This window comes from Streptomyces canus, assembly GCF_030816965.1.
Classification (GTDB): Bacteria; Actinomycetota; Actinomycetes; order Streptomycetales; family Streptomycetaceae; genus Streptomyces; species Streptomyces canus_E.
Window position 1 is genome coordinate 4,607,225 of record NZ_JAUSYQ010000002.1, and the last position, 21,522, is coordinate 4,628,746.

Below are 21,522 nucleotides of genomic sequence, written 5' to 3' on the forward strand. Positions count from 1 at the left end.
ACGCCCACAACTGCGCCCGGAACCCAAGGCTCGGCCTCACTTCCGGCAGCTCGGAAGAGAGCGTGCGGGCCCGCCCGCGCCCGCGTCACCCCTCCACCCGGATCCCCACCTCCGCCGCCAACGCCGGTGCCAGGTCCAGCAGTTGTGACGGGCTGATCACCGCCCCGGCCAGCCGGTCGATCCCCCGGGCGATCTCCAGGACCGCGGCGCCGCGCAGGTCCACGTCCTTGAGGGTCGCCGCCGTGAGGTCCGCGCCCTTGAGGGTGCAGTCCACGAACTCCACGCGCTCCAGCCGTGCGCCGCCGAAGTCCGGTTCCACCAGGACGCAGCTCTCGAAGACGACGTCCTTCAGGACGGCCGTGCGCAGGTTCAGGTAGTCGATCTTGCCGCCTCGGATCACGACGCGCTCCAGGGCCGCGCCGTGCAACTGCACTCCGCCCAGGCGGGCGTCGATCAGCTCCACGTCGCGCAGGGTCGACTCCGCCAGGTCGGTGCCCACGCCCCGTATGCCGGTGAGGACCGAGTCGAGGAAGCGGGCGTGATGGAGCCGGGTCTCGTCCAGCGCGCAGCTTCTCAGCGCGCAGTCCATGAAACGGGCCCCCGCCCCGTCCTGCCCCGCGAAGTCCGCCTCCAGGAACTCCAGCCCGTCGTAGTCTCCGTCCGGCTCCAGCTCCTCTCCCCCATGCGGCTCCAGCGGTGGCAGCCGCACCTCCGGTCGCCGCGCCCCCTTCACCCGCGAGCCGCCCGCACCGCCGGCGCCACCGGTACCGCTCGCCCCAGCCGTCGCTCTCCTCGCCATGCCCCCATCCTGCACCCCACCACTGACAATCCGCCTGACCTGCACAGACAGCCCCCATGTCACATTCCGGAGCCCTCAATCAGTCATACCGACGACGGACCCCACCCCCGAGCAGAGGGAGACCCCAGCCATGCATCGCATCACCGTCATCGGCGGTGGCCTCGCCGGGCTGACCGCGGCGATCTCCGCCGCCGAGGCGGGCGCCAAGGTCACCGTGTACGAGGCCCATCACACGCTCGGCGGCCGGGCCCGGACCGCCGAGGGGCCGTACCGCACGAACGACGGCCCGCACGCTCTCTACAACGGCGGCCCGCACTGGTCCTGGCTCCGGCAGCGCGACCTCATCGGACCCCTCGCACCGCTCCCGCCTCTGGAGGCGGCCCGGCTGCGTCTGAGGCACAAGGGCGTTCTGCGCCGCACCCCGCCCTTCGCGATGCTCAAGCTGCTGCGTCACAGTGCCCAACAGGCCCCCGTCGACGTGGACTTCATGTCCTGGGCCACCGGGCAGGCCGGCGAGGAGGGCGCCCGCGCAGCCGCCCACTACTCCGCCGTCGCCCTGTTCCATCACGACCCGGGCGCCCTGTCCGCCGCGTTCGTGCAGGAACGGCTGCGGCGTGCCACCAAGCTGCCGCCCGAGGCGCACTACCCGCGCGGCGGCTGGGCCACCGTCGTCGACCGGATGGCCGCCCGCGCCTGGAACATGGGCGTCCGGATGGAGACCCTGTCCCGTGTCGACACGCTGCCCACCGACACCCCGGTCGTCGTCGCCACCTCCCTCGGTGCGGCCCGTCGGCTCCTCGGCGACGACTCGCTGACCTGGCCGAGCGGCCGTACGACACTCCTCGACCTGGCCCTGCGCACCCGGCGGGGTGACGCCTTCGCCGTCTCCGACCTCGACTCCCCCGGCTGGATCGAACGGTTCACCGCCCAGGACCGCACCCTGGCACCCGCGGGCGAACAGCTCCTCCAGGGGCAGATCCCGATCGCCCCGCACGAGACCAGGGCGGACGGGGTCGCGCGCGCGGAACAGTTGCTCGATCTCGCCTTCGACGGCTGGCGCGAACGCGTCACCTGGCGGCGTGAGTCCGTCGCGAACGGCCGTACGGGAGCCGTCGACCTGCCCGGCACGAACTGGCGCGACCGGCCGGCCGTCGACCGGGGCGACGGTGTCTATCTCGCGGGCGACCAGGTCGCGGCGCCCGGGGTGCTCTCGGAGGTCTCCTTCAACAGCGCGCTCACCGCCGTATCGCTGGCACTCGGCCGGAACGCCCTTGACCTCAAGCATGCTTGAGGTCGGAGGGTGGGTGTCCTGCCTACAGAGGGAGTCCCTCCATGCACGCCATCCGCCTGCACGCCTTCGGCCCCGCCGAGAACCTCACCTACGAGCAGACCGCCGACCCGGTCCCGGCCCCCGGTCAGGTCCGTATCGCCGTACGGGCGGCCGGTGTCCACCTCCTGGACACCGCCCTGCGCGAGGGGCAGCAGGGACCGCTGCCCCAACCGACCACGCTGCCCACCATCCCCGGCCGGGAGGTCGCCGGAGTCGTCGAGTCCCTCGGTGACGGCGTCGCAGAACTGTGGCTCGGCAAGCGCGTGGCCGCCCACCTCGGCTTCGCCCCCGGCGGTTACGCCGAACTCGCCGTCACCGATGTCGACCGCGTCCACGAGGTCCCCGGGAACCTCGACTTCGCCCAGGCCGTCGCCATGATCGGCACGGGCCGTACGGCGATGGGGATCGTGCAGTTCGCCGAGCTCGGCCCGGACTCGGTGGCCGTGATCCCGGCGGCCGCCGGAGGCATCGGCACGCTGCTCGTGCAGTACGCGAAGAACACCGGAGCGACCGTCGTCGGCCTCGCGGGCGGGCCGTCGAAAACGGCACAGGTGCACGCCAACGGCGCCGATCTCGCCGTCGACTACAAGGACTCCGCGTGGCCCGGGAAGGTCCGCGCCTTCCTCGGCGGCCGGCCCGCCACCGTGGTCTTCGACGGCGTGGGCGGCGAGGTCGCCCGCGAGTGCGTCGGCCTTCTCGGCCACCAAGGCCGACACCAAGGCCGGCACATCGTCTTCGGCTGGTCCGGCGAGGGAATCCACGACGGACAGCCGTACCTCGTCGAAGGCGTCTCCGAACAGGTCCTCGGGCCCGTCATGGCGCAGAAGGCCGGCGGGCCCAACCCGATCCGCACCCTCGAACTGCGCGCCCTCGCCGAAGCCGCCGCGGGCCGTCTCACCCCCGCCGTACAGCGCTTCCCGCTCGCCGAGGCGGCCGCCGCGCACCGGGCGCTGGAGACCCGCGGCACGACCGGAAAGGTGGTCCTGGAGCCATGAGACGTCCAGATGCGACGCGTACCGATCCATGGCCTTCTGACCAGACGAGCGTCACCCAGTCGCCCGAATCGGCCGACCCCGTCGCTGGTGGGGCCTGACGGTCATCGCCCTCGCCCGGCTGATGGTCGTCCTCGACGCGACCATCGTGACCATCGCGCTCCCCTCCGCACAGCAGGACCTGGGCATGTCCGACGCCAACCGGCTGCGGCTCACTCCACTCCTCGCCGGCCGGGTCCCGGGCCTGAGGTGACAGCGAAACCACCGAAGCAGGACGCTCCCTCGGAAGCCCCGGTACCGGAGTCGGTGATCTGAGCCGCAGGCTCAGTGCCGCCCGGCGATCCGGTCCGCCCACCGCGCCAGCCGGGACGACTCCGCGCGGTGGCTGGTGCGTTCGCGCCGGTCCGCCGTGCGGTACGTGGCGTACATGCCCTGCACGCCCAGCCACCGCAGCGGCTCCGGCTCCCACCTGCGCACCTTGTGACCGACCCACGGCAGTTCGGTGAGCTCGGTCCGGCCGCCCTGTCCGGAGTCCTGCTGGACCAGATCACGCAGGGTCCGGGCGGCCAGGTTGGCGGTGGCGACGCCCGAACCGACGTAACCGCCCGCCCAGCCGATACCCGTCGACCGGTCCAGCGTCACCGACGCGCACCAGTCGCGCGGCACACCGAGCACCCCCGACCAGGCGTGCGCGATCCGCGTCCCGGCCAGCATCGGGAAGAACCCCACGAGGATCTCCCGTAGCGCCTCGACCGTCGCCGCCTGCGTCCGCCCGTCGTTGTCGGTGCGCGAACCGAAGCGGTACGGCACCCCGCGACCGCCCAGCGCGATCCGCCCGTCGGCGGTGCGCTGCGCGTACATGTAGGCGTGCGCCATGTCCCCCAGCGTCTGACGCCCCTCCCAGCCGATCGCCGCCCACTGCGCGTCGGTCAGCGGCTCGGTGGCGATCATCGAGGAGTTCATGGGCAGCCAGGTCCGCTTCTGGCCCTTCAGAGCGGCGGTGAAGCCCTCGGTGCAGCGCAGGACATAGGGCGCGCGGACGGTGCCGTACGGCGTCACCGCGTGCTTGGGCCGGATCTCCGTCACCGGCGTCTGCTCGTGGATGGTCACGCCCAGCGCCTCGACGGCCGCCGCGAGCCCCTTCACCAGCTTCACCGGGTGCACCCGCGCCCCGTGCGGCGTCCACGACGACCCGACCGCGTCCGCGACCCGGATCCGCTCGGCCGTCTCCCGGGCGCCGTACAGCTCACGGTCCTTCTCGCCGTACGCCAGCTCATGCTCGTAAAAGGCCCTCAGCCGCGCCAACTGTGCGGGCGTACGCGCGACTTCGAGGACGCCTCCCTTGTGCAGCCCGGCGTCGAAGCCCTCCTCGCCGACGGCCCGGACGACCTCGTCGACGGTGTCGTTCATGGCCTTCTGGAGGCGTACGGCGGCCTCGTGGCCGTGCAGTTTCGCGTACCGGTCGCGGCCCGCGATGCCGTTGTAGAGCCAGCCGCCGTTGCGCCCGGAGGCGCCGTAGCCGCAGAACTTCTGCTCCAGGACGGTGATTCGCAGAAAGGGCACGGCCTTCTTCAGGTAATACGCCGTCCACAGTCCCGTGTACCCGCCGCCGACGATCACCACGTCCGCCGACGCGTCACCGCCGAGCGGCTCCCGCGCCTCGGGGAAGCCGTCGGCCGCGTACCAGAAGGAGATGCCGCCGTTCACGGCAGTGCTGCTCATGGCCTGGGACGTTAACCCGTCGGCGCGGCCGCTGTCTCCTTCGGATTCCGTGCTTTTTCCCGCCCCCCGACCAGCGGCCAACACCCGAACCCGATCAGCACCGAGGTGAAGTGCCCGAGATCGGTGAAGGTCCGCCCGGTCACCAGCGGCACCCCGTACACGACGAGCACCGCGAACCCGTAGACGTACCGCCACGGCGCCGGAATCCGGTACACGAGCACGGCGATCACCCCGGCCAGGGCGTAACTCACCCCGATGTCCAGCGTGTTGACCGCGGACGCGGGCGCCATCCCGTGCCGGATCCCCCACAGCAGCGCCCCCTCACTGATCAGCGTGGCCAGTACGTGCGCCGCCGCACACACCGCCAGCCAGCGCGCGGTCCCCAGCCAGCGCTCCGCCGGCGCGTGGAAGACGGAATAGAGGACGACGTACGGCAGCCAGTGCCCGCCGTCGATCCACATCGCGCTGGCGACCAGCACCCGCACCGGATTGCTCGACAGCTCATGGATGTTGGTCGAGCGCTGCCGCAGGAACTCCTCCTCGAACTCCGGCGACATGTGGTGCAGCGCCACCGTCGTCACGAACAGGACCGCCAGCCACACATAGGTGCCGGGGGCGCTGCGGACGTAGGCCCACACCCGGTGGGCACCCCGGTTAATTCGCATGAGGCGATTCACCCACGCCGGTAGGGTCCGGCACGTGATCGACATCCCGGAGGAACTGGCGGCGGCACAGGAGCGCTACAACGGCGACAAGGGCCGGGAGTTCATCGCCGGACTGCCGACCCTGATCGAGGACTTCCTGGAGCGCTGGCAGCTCAGACCGGACGGCTCCCCGATGCACGGCGTCGCCGCGCTGGTCCTGCCCGTCGTCCGCCGGGCCGACGGCACCCCGGCCGCCCTCAAACTCCAGCTCCTCGACAACGAGAGCATCGGCGAACCCGTCGCCCTGCGCCTCTGGGACGGCGACGGCGCGGTCCGCCTCCTCGACCACGACCCGGTCACCCACACCATGCTCCTGGAGCGCCTCGACTCCGACCGCATGCTGTCCACCCTGCCCGGCACCCGCGACGCGGTCCTCGTCATCGCCGGTCTGCTCGCCCACCTGACCGCCACCCCGGCCCCAGCCGGTCTACGGCACCTCGGCGACATCGCACAGGCCATGCTGGACAAGACCCCCGAGGCCCTGAGGCGCGTCCCCGACGCCCAGACCCGACGTACCGTCGCCGACTGCGCGGCCGCCGTACGCGAAGTCGTCGACGAACCCGGCGACCGGCTCCTGCACTGGGACCTGCACGACGAGAACGTCCTCGCCTCCGAACGCGCGCCCTGGCTCGCCATCGACCCCAAACCCCTCGCCGGCGACCCCGGGTTCGAACTCTGGCCCGCCCTCGACAACCGCTTCGACGCAGACGAGATCACCTGGCGCTTCGACGCCATGACCGACATCCTCGGCCTGGACCGCGCACGCGCGCGTGCCTGGACCCTGGGACGGCTGCTCCAGAACAGCCTCTGGGACATCGAGGACGGCCGCCCCGTAGAACCCCGCCAACTCGAAATCGCCCACCGCCTGCGCACCCACCGGAGCCGACAGCCATGATCCGCCCCGCCACCCCCGCCGACATCCCCGCGATCCACGCCCTCATCCGCGAACTCGCGGAATACGAAAAGGCACTGGAGGAGGCGAAGGCGACCGAGGAACAACTCCACGAAGCCCTTTTCGGCTCCCGCCCCGCGGCCTACGCGCACGTCGCGACCGACGACGCGACAGACGCGGTGATCGGCTACGCGATCTGGTTCCTCAACTTCTCCACCTGGCGCGGAGTCCACGGCATCTACCTGGAGGACCTCTACGTCCGCCCCACAGCCCGCGGCGGCGGCCACGGCAAGGCCCTGCTCACCGAACTCGCCCGCATCTGCGTCGAGCGCGGCTACCAGCGCCTCGAATGGTCCGTCCTGAACTGGAACACCCCCGCGATCGACTTCTACCAGGCCCTCGGCGCCCGCCCCCAGGACGAATGGACGGTGTACCGCCTGACCGACGAAGCCCTCGCCAAGGCATCCGGCACATCGTGAGCACGCCCGCCTTCCTCCCCGGCCTCGAACTCTCCCGCCGCTTCTACGCCGAGACCGTGGGCCCCCTACTGGAGGAAGCCGCCCCGGGGATCCCGCACTCCGCCGCGCGCATCGGCCCCGGCTCCGAAGTCCTCGGCTACGACACCCCGCGCTCCGCCGACCACGAATGGGGCCCGCGCCTCCAGATCTTCCTGCGCTCCCAGGACGTCCCGCGCCACGCGGACCGTATCGGACACGTCCTCTCCGAGCACCTCCCGAAGACCTTCCACGGCTGGCCCACGCACTTCGCACCCACCGGCGAGACCCGCGACATCCGCGTCATGCGCACCACCGACGGCCCTGTCCACCACCGCATCGAGGTCACCCACGTCTCCTCGTGGTTCACCGACACGCTCGGCTTCGACCCGACCCGCGCGATCACCCCCGCCCACTGGCTCCGCACCCCCACCCAACGCCTCGCCGAGGTCACCGCCGGAGCCGTCTTCCACGACGGCCTGCACGCCCTCGCCCCCGCCCGCGCCGCCCTGCGCTGGTACCCGCACGACCTGTGGCTCCACGTCCTGGCCCGCCAGTGGCAGCGCATCTCCCACGAGGAGGCCTTCGTCGGCCGCTGCGGCGAGGTCGGCGACGAACTCGGCTCGGCCGTAGTCGCCGCCCGCCTGACCCGCCACCTGATGCGCCTGTGCCTCCTCATGGACCGCCGCTATCCGCCGTACGGCAAATGGCTCGGCAGCGCCTTCGCCCACACCGCCGCGGGCGACCGCCTCACCCCGGTCCTCAGGGCGGCCCTCGCGGCCACCGACTGGCACGACCGCGAGGGCCATCTCGCCGCCGCCTACGAAACCGTCGCCGACCTGCACAACCAGCTCGGCCTCACCGACCGGGTCGACCCGACGACAAGGCCGTACCACTCACGCCCCTACCGCGTCCTGCACGCGGAACGGTTCGCGCAGGCCCTGACGGCCCGCGTCGCCGACCGGACGATCCGTGAACTGCCGCTGCCGGAACCGGCGGACACCGAACCGGAGACACAGCTGTAGACAGCCTCTGCGTGCATTTCACCAGCTGATCCCGGCCGCCACCGGCCGGTGGTCACTGCCGGTGGCCGGCAGCACCCAGGAACTCTCCGGCTCCACACCGCGCACCAGGATCTGGTCGATCCGCGCCACCGGGAACTTCGCCGGCCACGTGAAACCGAAACCGTCCCCGGCCGCCTCCTGAACCGAGTGCAGCCGCGAGGTCAGGCCGGCGAACGCACGGTCGTCCGTGGTGCCGTTCAGATCACCGAGCAGCACCACCCGCCCGTTCGGCTCAGCGGCCACGGCCTTGGCCAGCGCCTTCGCGTTACGGTCCCGGCTGCCCGTCCAGAAGCCGGTCCTGGGCATCACCCGTACGGACCCCAGATGCGCCACGTACACCGCCAGCGGACCCCGGCTCGTCGCCACCGTGGCGCGCAACGCGCGGTTGTAGCCCAGCTTGACGGCGGCCGGCTTGGTCTCCCCCAGCGGCCCGGCGTCCATCTCGGTGTCCACCGGCCGGACGTCCGACAGCGGCAGCCTGCTCCACAGCCCGACCGTGCCCAGCACCGTGTGGTACGGATACGCCCTCGCCAGAGCCTTCTCGTACACCGGCCTCGCCTGCGGGGTGATCTCCTCCAGACCCAGCACATCCGCCCCGGAGGCGACCAGGTCGCGAGCGGTACCGACCGGGTCCGGGTTGTCGGCGCCGACATTGTGGCCGGCCACGACGACATCACCGCCCGAGCGGGACCTGTCACCGAGCAGCCCGCCGAAGAGACTCAGCCACACCAGGACCGGCAGCAGCAGCGCGACCACCGCGGAGGCGGAGCGACGCCACAGCGCCCCGGCCAACAGCACCGGCACGAACAGGCCGAACCACGGCAGGAAGGTCTCCACCAGACTGCCGAGCCCCCCGTAGTCCGTGATCTCCGCATGCAGCAGCATCAGCAGGCCGAGCAGCAACGCCAGCGCCGCGAGCACCGGGCCGCGCTTCCAGGGACCCGGCCGGGAGACGACGCGGACGACCCGGCGGACGACCTCGCGCCGGACACCGGAGGCGGTGTCCGCGCCGCCCTCTCCCGGCTCTACCGCGTCCACCCGGGCCATCGCCCGACCTCGCTCACCGTCGGTCACTGCGTCGCTCACCACTGCACCCCCGGATCCTGAGTGGGGTCGGCACACATACGCGGGCAGCCGAGACCGACCGCCTCGAAGCGCACTTCGTCATGCCAGGGCTCGCTGCGGCAGATCCGGCCCAGCCCGTACCCCACGTCGGCAGACGTCGCCCCGAGCGGCACCGCACCATCGGCCTCACCCGGCGCCCCGGTCAGGACGAGGTCCGGGAACCGGTGCACCCGACGGATGGCCATGCCTGCTGACAGTGACGTTCGCATCATGCCGCCAGTCAAAGCGACGCACTGTTGCCGGCACGTATGCGGTTTTCGATACGCCGACGATATGCGCCCACTCGTAGCATCGAAGGCATGCGTGTGTTGATCGTCGAGGACGAGCTCTACATGGCAGAAGCCATCCGCGATGGTCTACGCCTCGAAGCGATCGCCGCCGACATCGCCCCCGACGGCGACACCGCACTGGAACTGCTGAACATCAACACCTACGACATCGCCGTCCTCGACCGGGACATCCCCGGCCCCTCCGGTGACGAGATCGCCACACGCATCATCGACTCCGGCAGCGGCATGCCGATCCTCATGCTCACCGCCGCCGACCGCCTCGACGACAAAGCCACCGGCTTCGAACTCGGCGCCGACGACTACCTCACCAAACCCTTCGAACTCCAGGAACTCGCCCTCAGACTCAGAGCACTCGACCGCCGACGCGCCCACAGCAGACCACCCGTACGGGAAATCGCAGGCCTACGCCTGGACCCCTTCCGCAGAGAGGTCTACCGGAACGGCCGCTACGTCGCACTGACCAGGAAACAGTTCGCCGTCCTCGAAGTCCTCGTCGCCGCCGAAGGCGGCGTCGTCAGCGCCGAACAACTCCTCGAACGCGCGTGGGACGAGAACGCCGACCCCTTCACCAACGCCGTACGCATCACCGTCTCGGCCCTGCGCAAACGGCTCGGCGAACCCTGGGTCATCGCCACCGTGCCCGGCGCCGGATACCGCATCGACGTCCAACCGGACCCCGACCACCAGGGAGACCAGCGTGGATAGGGCACCAGGCTTGAGCGTCCGCCTCAAACTCACCCTCAGCTACGCCGGATTCCTCATGCTGGCCGGGGTGCTCCTGCTCGCCGCGGTATGGCTCTTCCTCCTGCGCTACGTCCCCAACCGCGCCATGCTCTACAACCCCGACGACATGCCCACGGGCGGTGTCTTTCCCATCCGCTCCGCCCTCCTGGCCGTATTCGCTCCAAGGGCAGCCGCCGTACTGGCCTTCCTGCTCGTGTTCGGCCTCGTCGGGGGCTGGATCCTCGCCGGCCGCATGCTCGCCCCCCTGACACACCTCGCGGACGCCACACGCAGGGCCACACACGGATCCCTCTCCCACCGCATCCGGCTCCCGGGCCGCAAGGACGAATTCCGCGAACTCGCCGACGCCTTCGACACCATGCTCACGCGCCTCGAAGCACACGTCGCCGAACAGCGCAGATTCGCAGCCAACGCCTCCCACGAGCTACGCACCCCCCTCGCCATCACGAAGTCACTTCTCGACGTGGCCCGCACCGATCCGAACCACGACACCGCCGAACTCATCAACCGCCTCCACACCGTCAACACCCGGGCGATCAACCTCACCGAGGCACTGCTCCTGGTCAGCCGCGCCGAGCAACGGTCCTTCACCCGAGAACGTGTCGACCTGTCCCTCATGGCGGAAGAGGCCACCGAAACACTCCTCCCCCTCGCGGAGAAGCACGGCGTCACCCTCGAAACCAGCGGCGACATCACCCCGACGACCGGATCACAAGCCCTTCTCCTCCAGCTCACCACGAACCTCGTCCACAACGCGATCGTCCACAACCTGCCCGACCGGGGCACCGTGTGGATCACCACCGACGCCCGCCCCGCAACAGTGGTGCTCACCGTCGAGAACACCGGCGAGAAGCTCGCCCCGGAACTGGTCTCGACCCTCACCGAACCGTTCCAGCGCGGCACCGAGCGCATTCACACCGACCACGCGGGCGTCGGCCTCGGCCTGGCCATCGTCAAGACCATCACCCAGGCCCACGACGGCAGGCTCACCCTCACCCCGCGCGCGGCGGGCGGGCTGCGCATCAGCGTAGAGCTGCCAACACAAAAGCCCAGGTCAGATAGCATCTGACCTGGGCTTTATGGAGCCGCCTGTCGGAATCGAACCGACGACCTGAATCTTACAAGGATCCCGCTCTACCAATTGAGCTAAGGCGGCATCGCGTATCGCAACGCGGTACGCGAAGGCTGCACCACTGTACACAGAGCCGGTTTCCCCAAGCCACGAAGTTCCGCCCAACCCGACTTCAAAACCGTGCGTAACCATCCGTGCACCCGTTCGTTGATCGAGCTGACGTGCTGTTCCGAAGATCGGATCGTCAGGGAGGGGTCATGGGGGAGACAGAGGCCGAGCGCGTCAAGCGCGAGGTCCTCGGCATCGGCGAGCGCCGGAAGCACCACACACGCAAGGCGACTCCGCTGAAGTCCCACGCCAAGGCACCCGACACGCATCACCGTCTGTACCGGTTCCGCTTCTATCCGACCGAGGAGCAGGCCGAGCAGTTGGAGCGGACGTTCGGGGCGTGTCGGTGGGTCTACAACGAGGGGTTGGCGCTGCGTTCGGGGGCCTGGGAGCGGCATCGGGTGAATGTGGGGTTCGCGGAGACGTGTCGGGCGTTGACCGGCTGGAAGCGGAAGGAGGCGACGGCGTGGTTGGGGGATGTGTCGTCGACGGTGCTTCAGCAGTCTCTGCGTCATCTGGATCAGGCGTACGGCCGTTTCTTCAAGGGTGTGGCCAGGTATCCGAGGCGGAAGAAGAAGGGTCGTTCGCGGGATACGGCGACGTATGTGCGTACGGGTTTCAAGTGGGTGGAGGATCCGGGGCGGCCGGGGACTGGGCTGATCACGTTGGCGAAGCAGTCGGTGCCGTTGGACATCCGGTGGTCTCGGGCGTTGCCTGCCGGGGAGGTTCCGGTGCGGTTGTCGGTGACGCGGGATCGGGCGGGCCGGTATTTCGTGTCCGTGCTGGTGGAGGAGCGGATAGCGGAGCTGCCTGTGGTGTTCGTGCCGGGGACGCGGGAGCCGAAAGCAGTGGGGGTGGATGTCGGGCTGGCGTCGCTGGTGATCCTGGATGACGGGACGAAGTTCGATCATCCGCGGTTGTTGAAGCGGTACGCGGAGAAGTTGGCGCGGTTGCAGCGGGAGCTGCACAGGAAGGTGCGGGGATCGAAGAACCGGCAGAAGGTTCGGGAGAAGATCGCGCGGCTCTACGCCTTGATCAGTGACGTACGCAGGGACATGCTGAACCAACTCACCACCCGCCTCGTGCGCGAGAACCAAGTGCTCGTGGTGGAAGACCTGTCGGTCAAGACCTTGATGCGGGTGGCGCGCGGCAAGGGGCAAGGACGGAAGGCGAAGCTGAATCAGGCGATCACGGACGCCTCGTGGGGAGAGTTGCTACGGCAGCTGCGCTACAAGTGCGAGTGGTACGGCCGGACGCTGGTGGTTGTAGATCGCTTCTTCCCCTCGACACGGCGGTGCTCCGCCTGCCATGTCACGGGGCCAAGACTGGACGTCTCGGTTCGCAAGTGGACGTGCGCCGGGTGCGGGGCCCTGCACGATCGTGACGTGAACGCCGCCGTGAACCTTCGGGACGAGGGTTTGCGTTTGTTGGCCGCGTAGGCAGCCGTTGCTGTACGGACCGACGGGCCGTCGGCCGGAATGCCTGTGGAGTCCGTGTAAGACCGGTCAGGCCCAGCTCACCGTAGCTGTGCGTGGGTGGCAGTGGGTGTTGAAGCAGGAAGCCGCTGGGCACGGTCAAAAGTGAGTTGCTCTGCCCCATTCGAAAGTTTCCGCGAAGTTCACAGTGGCCCAGGTACTGACATACGCGTGAACGCCGGGTACCGTCCTGAGCCAGTCCACTCGTGTGGACTACACCACCACCTTCCTACAACGGATCGTCCGGCACGTTCCTGCCGGTAGAAGGGGGCCTCTGAGCCATGGCCACTGTTTCGTTCGACAAGGCGACCCGCATTTACCCGGGTTCCACGAAGCCCGCCGTCGACGGTCTCGACATCCACATCGAGGACGGCGAGTTCCTCGTCCTGGTCGGCCCGTCCGGCTGTGGCAAGTCCACCTCGCTCCGCATGCTGGCGGGGCTCGAGGACGTCAACGGCGGCGCCATCCGCATCGGTGACCGCGACGTGACGCACCTGCCGCCGAAGGACCGGGACATCGCCATGGTGTTCCAGAACTACGCGCTCTACCCGCACATGACCGTCGCCGACAACATGGGCTTCGCGCTCAAGATCGCCGGCATCAACAAGGCGGAGATCCGGCAGAAGGTCGAGGAGGCCGCGAAGATCCTCGACCTCACCGAGTACCTGGACCGCAAGCCGAAGGCGCTCTCCGGTGGTCAGCGCCAGCGTGTCGCGATGGGCCGCGCCATCGTGCGTGAGCCGCAGGTCTTCCTCATGGACGAGCCGCTGTCCAACCTGGACGCCAAGCTCCGTGTGTCGACGCGTACGCAGATCGCCTCGCTCCAGCGCCGTCTCGGCATCACCACCGTCTACGTCACCCACGACCAGGTCGAGGCCATGACGATGGGCGACCGTGTGGCCGTACTCAAGGACGGTCTGCTCCAGCAGGTCGACTCCCCGCGCAACATGTACGACCGCCCGGCGAACCTCTTCGTCGCTTCCGGCTTCATCGGCTCCCCGGCGATGAACCTCGTCGAGGTTCCGATCACCGACGGTGGCGTGAAGTTCGGCAACAGCGTGGTGCCCGTCAACCGCGAGGCCCTCAAGGCCGCCTCCGACAAGGGTGACACCACGGTGACCGTGGGTGTGCGCCCCGAGCACTTCGACATCGTCGAGCACAACGGCGCCGCCGCCTCGGCCCTCTCCAAGGACACCGAGGACGCTCCGGCCGGTCTCGCGGTCTCCGTGAACGTCGTCGAGGAGCTCGGCGCCGACGGCTACGTCTACGGTTCCGCCAAGGTCGACGGCGAGCTGAAGGACCTGGTCGTCCGCGTCAGCGGCCGTGCGGTCCCGGAGAAGGGCGCCACGCTGCACGTCGTGCCGCGTCCGGGCGAGACCCACGTGTTCTCGACCTCCACGGGCGAGCGCCTCTCCGACTGAGGACGTACGGCAACGATTCACCCGGGTTGACGAAGAGGGCCCCGCAGACCATCTGCGGGGCCCTTCTCGCGTCGGGGGGTTGTCGACAAATACCCCGGCACACCGGTCATTTCGAGCAGTGTGCGTCAACGCTCTACCCAAAAATCGGCCCCTTCTCATCCCCCGAACCGGTGACCCCGTGTCGCCAGATCATTACCCCGCGCTACCCTCACACGCGTGAAGCACACCACTAACCAACAGACGCGACGCGGCCGGGGCCCCGCCCGCCGTATCGGCCGCTCCCTCGCCCTTGTCCTGCCCGTCGTCCTGGTGCTCTCCGGGACCCTCGCGGTCACCCGAGTCAACTGGTCGGGGAATCCCTCGAGCTCCTCGGTGCTCACCGCCGCGGACGCCACGGTCTCGGACAGCAAGCCGCGCAGCGCGCCCCTCGCGCCGCAGGACGTCCTGCGCGAGCAGCTCCTGACCGAGCTCCAGGAGAAGAACCCGGGCATCGCTCTCACGCACCTCCAGGAGGCCGTGAACGAGCGTCCGTCGCTCGCCAGGCACTGCGTGTCCATCGCGAAGGCCCTGGGCCGCGCGGCGGTCCGTGTGTACGGCCCCACGCGCGCGCAGTCGTATGCCCGCCCGGTCTGCGACACGTCCTTCGCGACGGGTGTGGCGGCCGCGCACAGCTGACTCCGTGAGAGGGGAATGCCGACCGAGGTGGGGGAAGGGGCGCGCCGTAGAGTTCCGGTCATGACCGATCCGAACGCCGCGTCCCGTCCCACCCAGGCCGTGATCCTGGCCGGCGGCCAGGGCTCCCGGCTGCGTCCCTACACCGACGACCGGCCCAAGCCGATGGTCGAGATCCCCGGGACGGGGACTCCGATCATCGGCCATCAGCTTGTCTGGCTCGCCGAGGAGGGTGTGACGGACGTCGTGGTCAGCTGTGGGCATCTCGCCGAGGTGCTGCAGGACTGGCTGAAGACGGCCGAGCTGCCGTTGCGCGTCCGGACGGTCATCGAGACGGAGCCGCTCGGGCGGGGTGGCGGCCTGAAGTACGCGGCCGCGCATCTGCCGCACCCGGGCCGGGCGTGGTACGCGACGAACGGTGACATCTGGACCCGTTTCTCGCTGCGTGACATGGCGGACTTCCACACCGAGCGCGACGCGGTCGCGACGCTCGCGTTGGCGCGGCCGCGGATTCCGTGGGGGGCGGTGCAGACCGACGGGTTCGGGCACATCACGGACTTCATCGAGGCGCCGCCGTCGACGTTCGAGATCAACGCGGGTGTGTACGTCTTCTCGCCCGCGTTCGCCGATCTGCTGCCGGAGCGGGGGGATCATGAGCGGACGACGTTCCCCACGCTTGCGCGTGAGCTGCGGCTGGCCGGGTTCCCGATCCCTCAGGGGGCGTACTGGCGGGCCATCGACACGGCGAAGGATCTGACCGCGGCGGCGAAGGAATTGGCGGCGCTCGGTCGATAGAGGCGTCGTCGGTAGAGGCGTCGTCGATAGAGGCGTCGTACGCCGAGAAGGTCCCGCACCTCCATGGGTGCGGGACCTTCTCGTGGGCCTGTTGTCTCTCAGCCGGTGGGCTTGCCCAGTACGTTGCCCACCGGCCCGCCTACCCCAACAGGCCGCCCACCAGGCCCGGTTCGCCGGAGGAGGAGCCTCCAGTGTCGGGACCGCCTGTCGAAGCGCCGGAGGTGCTTGTGCCTCCGGTGGGGCCCGATGTGGTGCTGGGGGCCTGCTGGACCGGGGAGGACTGCTGGGACGAGGTCTCGCCTGTGGTGCCCTGGGTCTGGCTGGGCGAGCCGCCGGTGGTGACGCCGGTGTCGCGGGGGGCGTCGGGGGTGGCCGAGATACCGGCGGACGGACCGCTCGTGACGCCCTGGCTCGGCGAGGTGGACGCCGACGGGCTCTTCTTGCGGGGCTTTGCGGAGTCCTGCGGGAGCGGGGAGCCGGGCAGTTCGTTGCGCGGGGCCTCGCCGGGGCCGGGGACGATCACGCGGTCGGCGTCCCGGACGGCTCCGCCGAGGACGGAGCCGATCAGAAGGGTGAGGCCGGTGGCGATGGCGGTGATGAGGGCGCCGCGGCGCAGGACGTAGCGGCGCAGCTCCCAGATGTCGGAGAGGGGTCCGAGGCGGCGCCAGGCGCTGCCCGCGAGGCGGCCGTCGATGGAGTAGACGGGGGCGCCGGCGATGATCAGCGGGGACCAGGCGGCGAGGTAGATGATGTCGGGGGTGTCGTAGGCGGGGACGCTCTTCCAGCTGACGGTGACGAGGAGCGCGGCGGACAGGCCTGCGCCGACGACCGCGGCGACGCGCTGCCAGCAGCCCAGGATCGTGAGGACGCCCACGATGACCTGGAGGAAGGCGATGACGAGGCCGGAGCCGACGGGGTGCTGGAGGGCGAACTGGCGCAGTGGTTCGGCCACTTCCCACGGATGCAGGGTGTTGAGCCACTTGACCATGGAGCCGCGTTTGCCGCCGTCGAAGTAGACGGGGTCGCAGAGTTTGCCCATGCCGGCGTAGATGGAGATGAAGCCGAGGAAGATGCGGAGCGGGAGGAGGACGACGCCCAGGTTCATCCGGCGGCCCGGGAAGTACGCGTGTCGTGCGGCTTCGTCGCCCTGTCGCCTCGTGGCGCGGTCGGCGGGGGTCTCTTCGAAGCTGTCGTCGAACTCCGCGCCCTCGTAGGCGGGTTCGTCGTACGCGCTGCCGCCTGAGCGCATCTGGGGCAGGAGTCGGGTGCCCTCGCCGACGGGTGTGCGTTGGGCGCCGACGACCGGGGTCGCCATGGTCTGGGCCAACTCGCCGCCGTAGTCGGCCTGGTAGCCGTGGTCGGCGTCGATGCGGGGGATGACCTGGGTGGCTCCGGCGTCGGCGGCGGGCGGCTCGGCGTGGCCGACGCTGCCGCCTCGCACGGCCTGGAGCAGGCGGTGCGCGCCGGTGTCGTCGGGGGCGGACCTGCCGCTCCACACGACGGGCCGGCGGCGCCCCGCGGCGGGCGCCCCGCCGACGGCCGGGATGCGTGCGGTGTCCTCGGTGGCGCTCAAGTGCCGTGCGATCCGCGGGGATTGGGCAGCACGCCGGGTCGACGCGCCCAACTGGACGCGGAAACTGGCGTGGTTGACGATGATCTGCGCCGGATCGCTCGGCACCTTCACCATGCTCAGCGCGGGAGCGTCATCGAACCCGGTATCGAATCCCGACGAGCTGCCCCCCGTGGGTGTGCGGGGTGTTCTGGTGTCCACACTCATCTAACAGAGTGACGTGTGCTTAGGACACTGCTTTGACTCGCCCGGATCTGTCCGGACCCCGTCAAGCTTGCCCCGTACGCCAGGAACACCCCCATGTGGGGGACGGCGCCGAACGGCCGTTCAGGCCCGCCGACGAGCCGCTTCGTACAGCACGATTCCCGCCGCCACACCGGCGTTCAGCGACTCGGCGCCGCCCGGCATCGGGATCCGCACCCGGAAGTCGCAGGTCTCGCCGACCAGGCGGGACAGGCCCTTGCCCTCGCTGCCGACCACGATGACGACGGGACCGCCGAGGGCTGCCAGCTCACCGACCTCGTGCTCGCCGTCGGCGGCGAGGCCGACGACCGCGATGCCCTGCTTCTTGTACGCCTCCAGCGCGCGCGTCAGGTTGGTGCAGCGGGCGACAGGGGTGCGGGCGGCCGTACCGGCGGACGACTTCCACGCCCCGGCGGTCATGCCGGCCGCGCGCCGTTCGGGCACGAGGACGCCGTGGCCGCCGAAGGCGGAGACGGAGCGTACGGCGGCACCGAGGTTGCGCGGGTCGGTCACGCCGTCGAGGGCCACGATCAGCGGATCCTGCCCCTCGTCGTAGGCGGCGTTGGCGAGGTCCTCGGGGTGGGCGTACTCGTACGGCGGGACCTGGAGGACCAGGCCCTGGTGGTTGAGCCCGTTGGTCATGCGGTCGAGCTCGGGGCGGGGGGCCTCCATGAGGTGGACGCCGCCCCGGTCGGCGACGAGCTGGAGCGCCTCGCGCACCCGCTCGTCGTTGTCGATGAACTGCTGGACGTAGAGCGTCACCGCGGGCACGCCCTCGCGCAGCGCCTCGACGACGGGGTTGCGGCCGACGACCATCTCCGAGGTGCCCTTGCCGCCCCGGCCGCGCGCCACGGGACGGCGTACCGCCTGCTTCGACTTGGCGTTGGCGACACGGTTCTTCTTGTGGCCCTTGCGCATCTCGGCGGGCGGGGTCGGCCCCTTGCCCTCCAGACCCCTGCGTCGCTGGCCGCCACTGCCGACCTGCGCGCCCTTCTTGCCGGACATGCGGCGGTTGTTGGCTGCCATGACCTACCTGTTCTACGTGAGTGTCTACGTCGGTGAAATGTTCGTACGTCTATGCAGTGTGCCGCCCGGAGGGCCGGGCGGCACAATCGATCAAGAAAGGGGCTAGCGGGGACCCAGCGTCCAGCGCGGCCCCTGGGGGCCGTCCTCGATGGTCAGTCCCGACTGGCCGAGCTGGTCGCGGATGGCGTCCGCGGTGGCCCAGTCCTTGCGGGCGCGGGCCGCCTCGCGCTGGTCCAGGACCAGGTGGACGAGGCTGTCGACGACGCCGTGCAGCTCGTCCCCGCGGTCGGTCTCGCCGGCCCAGTGCGCGTCGAGCGGGTCCAGGCCCAGGACGCCGAGCATGGCGCGCACCTCGGCGAGGCGGCCCACCGCGGCCTCCTTGTCGTCGGCCGCGAGGGCGGAGTTCCCCTGCCGGACGGTGGTGTGCACGACGGCGAGCGCCTGGGGGACGCCCAGGTCGTCGTCCATGGCCTCGGCGAACGCGGGCGGCACCTCGGCGGCGGGCTCCACGTCACCGGCCTTCTCGACCACCCGCTGCACGAAGCCCTCGATCCGCGCGAACGCCGACTCGGCCTCGCGCAGGGCCTCCTCGCTGTACTCGATCATCGAGCGGTAGTGGGGGGTGCCGAGGTAGTAGCGCAGCACGATCGGGCGCCACTGCTTGACCATCTCGCTGACGAGGACAGAGTTGCCGAGCGACTTGGACATCTTCTCGCCGCTCATGGTGACCCAGGCGTTGTGCACCCAGTACCGGGCGAACTCGTCGCCGTAGGCCTTGGCCTGGGCGATCTCGTTCTCGTGGTGCGGGAAGATCAGGTCCAGGCCGCCGCCGTGGATGTCGAAGGCGGAGCCGAGGTACTTGTGGGCCATCGCCGAGCACTCCAGGTGCCAGCCGGGGCGGCCGCGGCCCCACGGGGTCTCCCAGTCCGGCTCGCCGGGCTTGGCGGCCTTCCACATGGCGAAGTCCCGCGGGTCGCGCTTGCCGGTGATGCCCTCCTCGGCGGGCTGGCGCATCTCGTCCAGGTCCTGCCGCGACAGCTCCAGGTAGGCGGGCCAGGAGCGCACGTCGAAGTAGACGCTGCCGTCGGCCTCGTAGGCGTGTCCGCGGTCGATGAGGCCGCGCATCATCTCGATCATCTCGGTGACGTGACCGGTGGCGCGGGGCTCGTACGTCGGCGGGAGGCAACCGAGCGCGCTGTAGCCGTCGTTGAAGGCGCGCTCGTTGTCGTAGCCGATGGACCACCAGGGGCGGCCCTGGTCGGCCGCCTTGGCGATGATCTTGTCGTCGATGTCGGTGACGTTGCGGATGAACGTGACGTCGTAGCCGCGGTACTCGAACCAGCGGCGCATGATGTCGAAGTTCAGGCCGGAGCGGATGTGGCCGATGTGCGGGGCCGCCTGCACCGTGGCGCCACAGAGGTAGATCGAGACACAGCCCGGCGTGAGCGGGGCGAAGTCACGGATCTGCCGGGCGCTGGTGTCGTACAGGCGAATAGTCACGGGACCTAGGGTAGTGGGCCGAAGGGGGTGCGGGGAGCAGTCCTTTTGTCACCCTTCCCTTACGACCAAGGCCGTCGCGACCGCCATCAGGCCCTCGCCGCGCCCGGGGAAGCCGAGGCCGTCCGTGGTCGCCCCCGACACCGACACCGGGGCCCCCGCCGCCTCCGACAGGATTTTCTGCGCCTCGTCCCTGCGCTTGCCGATCTTCGGGCGCGGACCCACCACCTGCACGGCGATGTTGCCGATCCGGAAGCCCCCCGCGCGGACGATCCGGGCCGCCTCCGTCAACAAGGTGACGCCGGATGCACCCGACCACTCGGGGCGCCCGGTGCCGAAATGCTGACCGAGGTCGCCGAGTCCGGCCGCGGAGAAGAGGGCGTTGCACGCGGCATGGGCGACGACGTCCGCGTCGGAGTGGCCGGCCAGGCCGGTGCCCTCGCCCTCCCACTTCAGGCCCGCACACCACAGCTCGCGGCCCTCCTCGAAGGCGTGGATGTCGGTGCCGATGCCGACCTGCGGCAACGCGGACTCAGAAGCCATCGTTGAGCCTCCTGCGGGCCAGGACCGCCTCCGCGAGGACCAGGTCCAGCGGGCGGGTCACCTTGAAGGCCTCCTCGTGGCCGGGCACGACCATGACCGTGAGACCCAGCTGCTCGACCATGCTCGCGTCGTCGGTGACGTCCTCGGTGACCGTCTCGTGGGCGCGGATCAGGGTCGCCCGGTCGAAGCCCTGCGGTGTCTGTACGGCACGCAGGCGCGCGCGGACCGGGGTCGCCACCACCGGCTCCGGCGCGCCGGGAGCGGTCGCCGGCTCGACCTCCTTCACGGTGTCCGCGAGGGGCAGCGCCGGGACGACGGCGGGCGCGCCCTCCCGTACGGCCTCGATGACCGCGTCGACCGTGTCGACGGGGACGAGCGGGCGGGCCGCGTCATGGACCAGGACGATGCCGAAGTCGGGGGGCAGGGCGTCCAGGCCGAGCCTGACCGATTCCTGGCGGGAGTCACCGCCCGGGACGACGAGGAAGTCCGTCCGCTCGGGCAGCGCGTGGGCGTCGAGGAGCGACTTGACCTCGCCGGCGCCGTCGGGCGGGGCCACGACGACTACCAGGGAGACGGCGCGGGACGCGGCCATCGCGCGGACCGCGTGGATCAGCATGGGGGTGCCGTTCAGCGCGCGGAGCGCTTTGGGGGCGCCCGGACCGAGGCGTACGCCCCTTCCGGCGGCCGGAATCACCACCGCGGTGCGGGCTTCCGCACGTGCTTCGGCGGGCGAAGGGCGCGAAACGTCAGACATCGGTTCCTGTCAGGTTTGTGTGCTCGGCCAACGTGGGTACGGAGACAGCGTGCCGGGCGCGACGCCTTGACCGGACCCTTCCGTGACGCCGGTCGAGCCAGCTGCCCGGGCCCGGCACGCCAAGTATCGGGGGATCTTTCTCCGAGAGGAACACGCGCACGTCACTACGGGGCGTCGTAGGTCCGGCATC

At 70.3% G+C, this 21,522-nt stretch carries 22 protein-coding genes and 1 tRNA gene; 12 read left to right on the forward strand and 11 right to left on the reverse strand.

Going from position 1 to position 21,522, the window contains the following annotated elements; genetic code table 11:
* Positions 1–85 precede the first annotated feature (85 nt).
* On the reverse strand, positions 86–799 hold the full coding sequence (locus tag QF027_RS22045) for a pentapeptide repeat-containing protein (RefSeq protein WP_307076493.1): 714 nt from the start codon (positions 797–799) through the stop codon (positions 86–88).
* Between the two features lie 130 nt (positions 800–929).
* Between QF027_RS22045 and QF027_RS22050 the strand changes: the two genes are divergently transcribed.
* The 3 genes from QF027_RS22050 to QF027_RS22060 all read left to right on the forward strand — a co-directional run bounded on the left by QF027_RS22050 (position 930) and on the right by QF027_RS22060 (position 3,374).
* A complete protein-coding gene (locus QF027_RS22050) occupies positions 930–2,090 on the forward strand; it encodes an NAD(P)-binding protein (protein WP_307076495.1) in 1,161 nt (386 codons plus the stop codon).
* A 41-nt stretch (positions 2,091–2,131) separates the two neighbouring features.
* On the forward strand, positions 2,132–3,124 hold the full coding sequence (locus QF027_RS22055; protein ID WP_307076498.1) for a zinc-binding dehydrogenase: 993 nt from the start codon (positions 2,132–2,134) through the stop codon (positions 3,122–3,124).
* Between the two features lie 121 nt (positions 3,125–3,245).
* Positions 3,246–3,374 (forward strand): hypothetical protein, encoded by a 129-nt coding sequence (locus tag QF027_RS22060; protein ID WP_307076500.1) that lies wholly within the window; start codon positions 3,246–3,248, stop codon positions 3,372–3,374.
* Positions 3,375–3,445: 71 nt separating this feature from the next.
* On the opposite strand, the gene QF027_RS22065 is transcribed toward QF027_RS22060, so the two are convergent.
* Positions 3,446–4,843: an NAD(P)/FAD-dependent oxidoreductase gene (locus QF027_RS22065; RefSeq protein WP_307076502.1), complete on the reverse strand. Its 1,398-nt coding sequence runs from the start codon at positions 4,841–4,843 to the stop codon at positions 3,446–3,448.
* Between the two features lie 11 nt (positions 4,844–4,854).
* Positions 4,855–5,508, reverse strand: a complete 654-nt coding sequence (locus QF027_RS22070) for a rhomboid-like protein (protein WP_307076504.1) — start codon at positions 5,506–5,508, stop codon at positions 4,855–4,857.
* On the opposite strand from QF027_RS22070, the gene QF027_RS22075 reads away from it, so the two are divergent.
* From QF027_RS22075 to QF027_RS22085, 3 genes are read left to right on the forward strand one after another with little or no spacing between them, the layout of a single operon-like run.
* A complete protein-coding gene (locus QF027_RS22075) occupies positions 5,507–6,442 on the forward strand; it encodes an aminoglycoside phosphotransferase family protein (protein ID WP_373432048.1) in 936 nt (311 codons plus the stop codon). The two genes, QF027_RS22070 and QF027_RS22075, sit on opposite strands and share 2 nt — an antisense overlap.
* Positions 6,439–6,918 (forward strand): GNAT family N-acetyltransferase, encoded by a 480-nt coding sequence (locus tag QF027_RS22080; protein ID WP_306979591.1) that lies wholly within the window; start codon positions 6,439–6,441, stop codon positions 6,916–6,918. The genes QF027_RS22075 and QF027_RS22080 overlap by 4 nt, the downstream gene beginning before the upstream one ends.
* The gene (locus QF027_RS22085) at positions 6,915–7,958 is read left to right on the forward strand and encodes a DUF4037 domain-containing protein (RefSeq protein ID WP_307076508.1); all 1,044 of its coding nucleotides are present in this window, start codon (positions 6,915–6,917) and stop codon (positions 7,956–7,958) included. Before QF027_RS22080 ends, QF027_RS22085 begins: the two co-directional genes overlap by 4 nt.
* A gap of 18 nt (positions 7,959–7,976) precedes the next feature.
* Here QF027_RS22085 and QF027_RS22090 read toward each other — a convergent pair whose 3' ends face one another.
* Positions 7,977–9,044 (reverse strand): endonuclease/exonuclease/phosphatase family protein, encoded by a 1,068-nt coding sequence (locus QF027_RS22090; RefSeq protein ID WP_307082461.1) that lies wholly within the window; start codon positions 9,042–9,044, stop codon positions 7,977–7,979.
* Between the two features lie 35 nt (positions 9,045–9,079).
* Positions 9,080–9,307: a hypothetical protein gene (locus QF027_RS22095; protein WP_307076510.1), complete on the reverse strand. Its 228-nt coding sequence runs from the start codon at positions 9,305–9,307 to the stop codon at positions 9,080–9,082.
* Between the two features lie 114 nt (positions 9,308–9,421).
* Between QF027_RS22095 and QF027_RS22100 the strand changes: the two genes are divergently transcribed.
* Together QF027_RS22100 and QF027_RS22105 are read left to right on the forward strand one after the other, a co-directional pair.
* On the forward strand, positions 9,422–10,117 hold the full coding sequence (locus QF027_RS22100; RefSeq protein ID WP_307076512.1) for a response regulator transcription factor: 696 nt from the start codon (positions 9,422–9,424) through the stop codon (positions 10,115–10,117).
* The gene (locus QF027_RS22105) at positions 10,110–11,225 is read left to right on the forward strand and encodes a sensor histidine kinase (protein ID WP_306979586.1); all 1,116 of its coding nucleotides are present in this window, start codon (positions 10,110–10,112) and stop codon (positions 11,223–11,225) included. The genes QF027_RS22100 and QF027_RS22105 overlap by 8 nt, the downstream gene beginning before the upstream one ends.
* A gap of 11 nt (positions 11,226–11,236) precedes the next feature.
* Here QF027_RS22105 and QF027_RS22110 read toward each other — a convergent pair.
* Positions 11,237–11,312 (reverse strand) — tRNA-Thr (locus tag QF027_RS22110).
* A 173-nt stretch (positions 11,313–11,485) separates the two neighbouring features.
* Here QF027_RS22110 and QF027_RS22115 point away from each other — a divergent pair.
* From QF027_RS22115 to QF027_RS22130, 4 genes are all read left to right on the forward strand, one after another.
* Positions 11,486–12,775 (forward strand): RNA-guided endonuclease InsQ/TnpB family protein, encoded by a 1,290-nt coding sequence (locus tag QF027_RS22115; protein WP_306979584.1) that lies wholly within the window; start codon positions 11,486–11,488, stop codon positions 12,773–12,775.
* A gap of 317 nt (positions 12,776–13,092) precedes the next feature.
* Entirely contained in the window at positions 13,093–14,232 is a 1,140-nt protein-coding gene (locus tag QF027_RS22120; RefSeq protein ID WP_307076514.1) for an ABC transporter ATP-binding protein, read from the forward strand.
* A 216-nt stretch (positions 14,233–14,448) separates the two neighbouring features.
* Positions 14,449–14,907: a hypothetical protein gene (locus QF027_RS22125; RefSeq protein WP_307076516.1), complete on the forward strand. Its 459-nt coding sequence runs from the start codon at positions 14,449–14,451 to the stop codon at positions 14,905–14,907.
* Between the two features lie 60 nt (positions 14,908–14,967).
* Complete coding sequence (locus QF027_RS22130; RefSeq protein WP_306979579.1) at positions 14,968–15,699, forward strand: nucleotidyltransferase family protein; 732 nt, start codon at positions 14,968–14,970, stop codon at positions 15,697–15,699.
* 139 nt (positions 15,700–15,838) lie between these two features.
* Here QF027_RS22130 and QF027_RS22135 read toward each other — a convergent pair whose 3' ends face one another.
* The 5 genes from QF027_RS22135 to ispD all read right to left on the reverse strand — a co-directional run bounded on the left by QF027_RS22135 (position 15,839) and on the right by ispD (position 21,332).
* Positions 15,839–17,476 (reverse strand): DoxX family protein, encoded by a 1,638-nt coding sequence (locus QF027_RS22135; RefSeq protein WP_307076518.1) that lies wholly within the window; start codon positions 17,474–17,476, stop codon positions 15,839–15,841.
* 120 nt (positions 17,477–17,596) lie between these two features.
* Positions 17,597–18,538: a 23S rRNA (guanosine(2251)-2'-O)-methyltransferase RlmB gene (gene rlmB / locus QF027_RS22140; protein WP_306979575.1), complete on the reverse strand. Its 942-nt coding sequence runs from the start codon at positions 18,536–18,538 to the stop codon at positions 17,597–17,599.
* Between the two features lie 102 nt (positions 18,539–18,640).
* Entirely contained in the window at positions 18,641–20,038 is a 1,398-nt protein-coding gene (gene cysS, locus QF027_RS22145; protein WP_307076520.1) for a cysteine--tRNA ligase, read from the reverse strand.
* Between the two features lie 48 nt (positions 20,039–20,086).
* A complete protein-coding gene (gene ispF / locus QF027_RS22150) occupies positions 20,087–20,578 on the reverse strand; it encodes a 2-C-methyl-D-erythritol 2,4-cyclodiphosphate synthase (RefSeq protein WP_306979571.1) in 492 nt (163 codons plus the stop codon).
* The gene (gene ispD / locus QF027_RS22155; protein ID WP_266563052.1) at positions 20,568–21,332 is read right to left on the reverse strand and encodes a 2-C-methyl-D-erythritol 4-phosphate cytidylyltransferase; all 765 of its coding nucleotides are present in this window, start codon (positions 21,330–21,332) and stop codon (positions 20,568–20,570) included. Before ispD ends, ispF begins: the two co-directional genes overlap by 11 nt.
* Positions 21,333–21,522 lie beyond the last annotated feature (190 nt).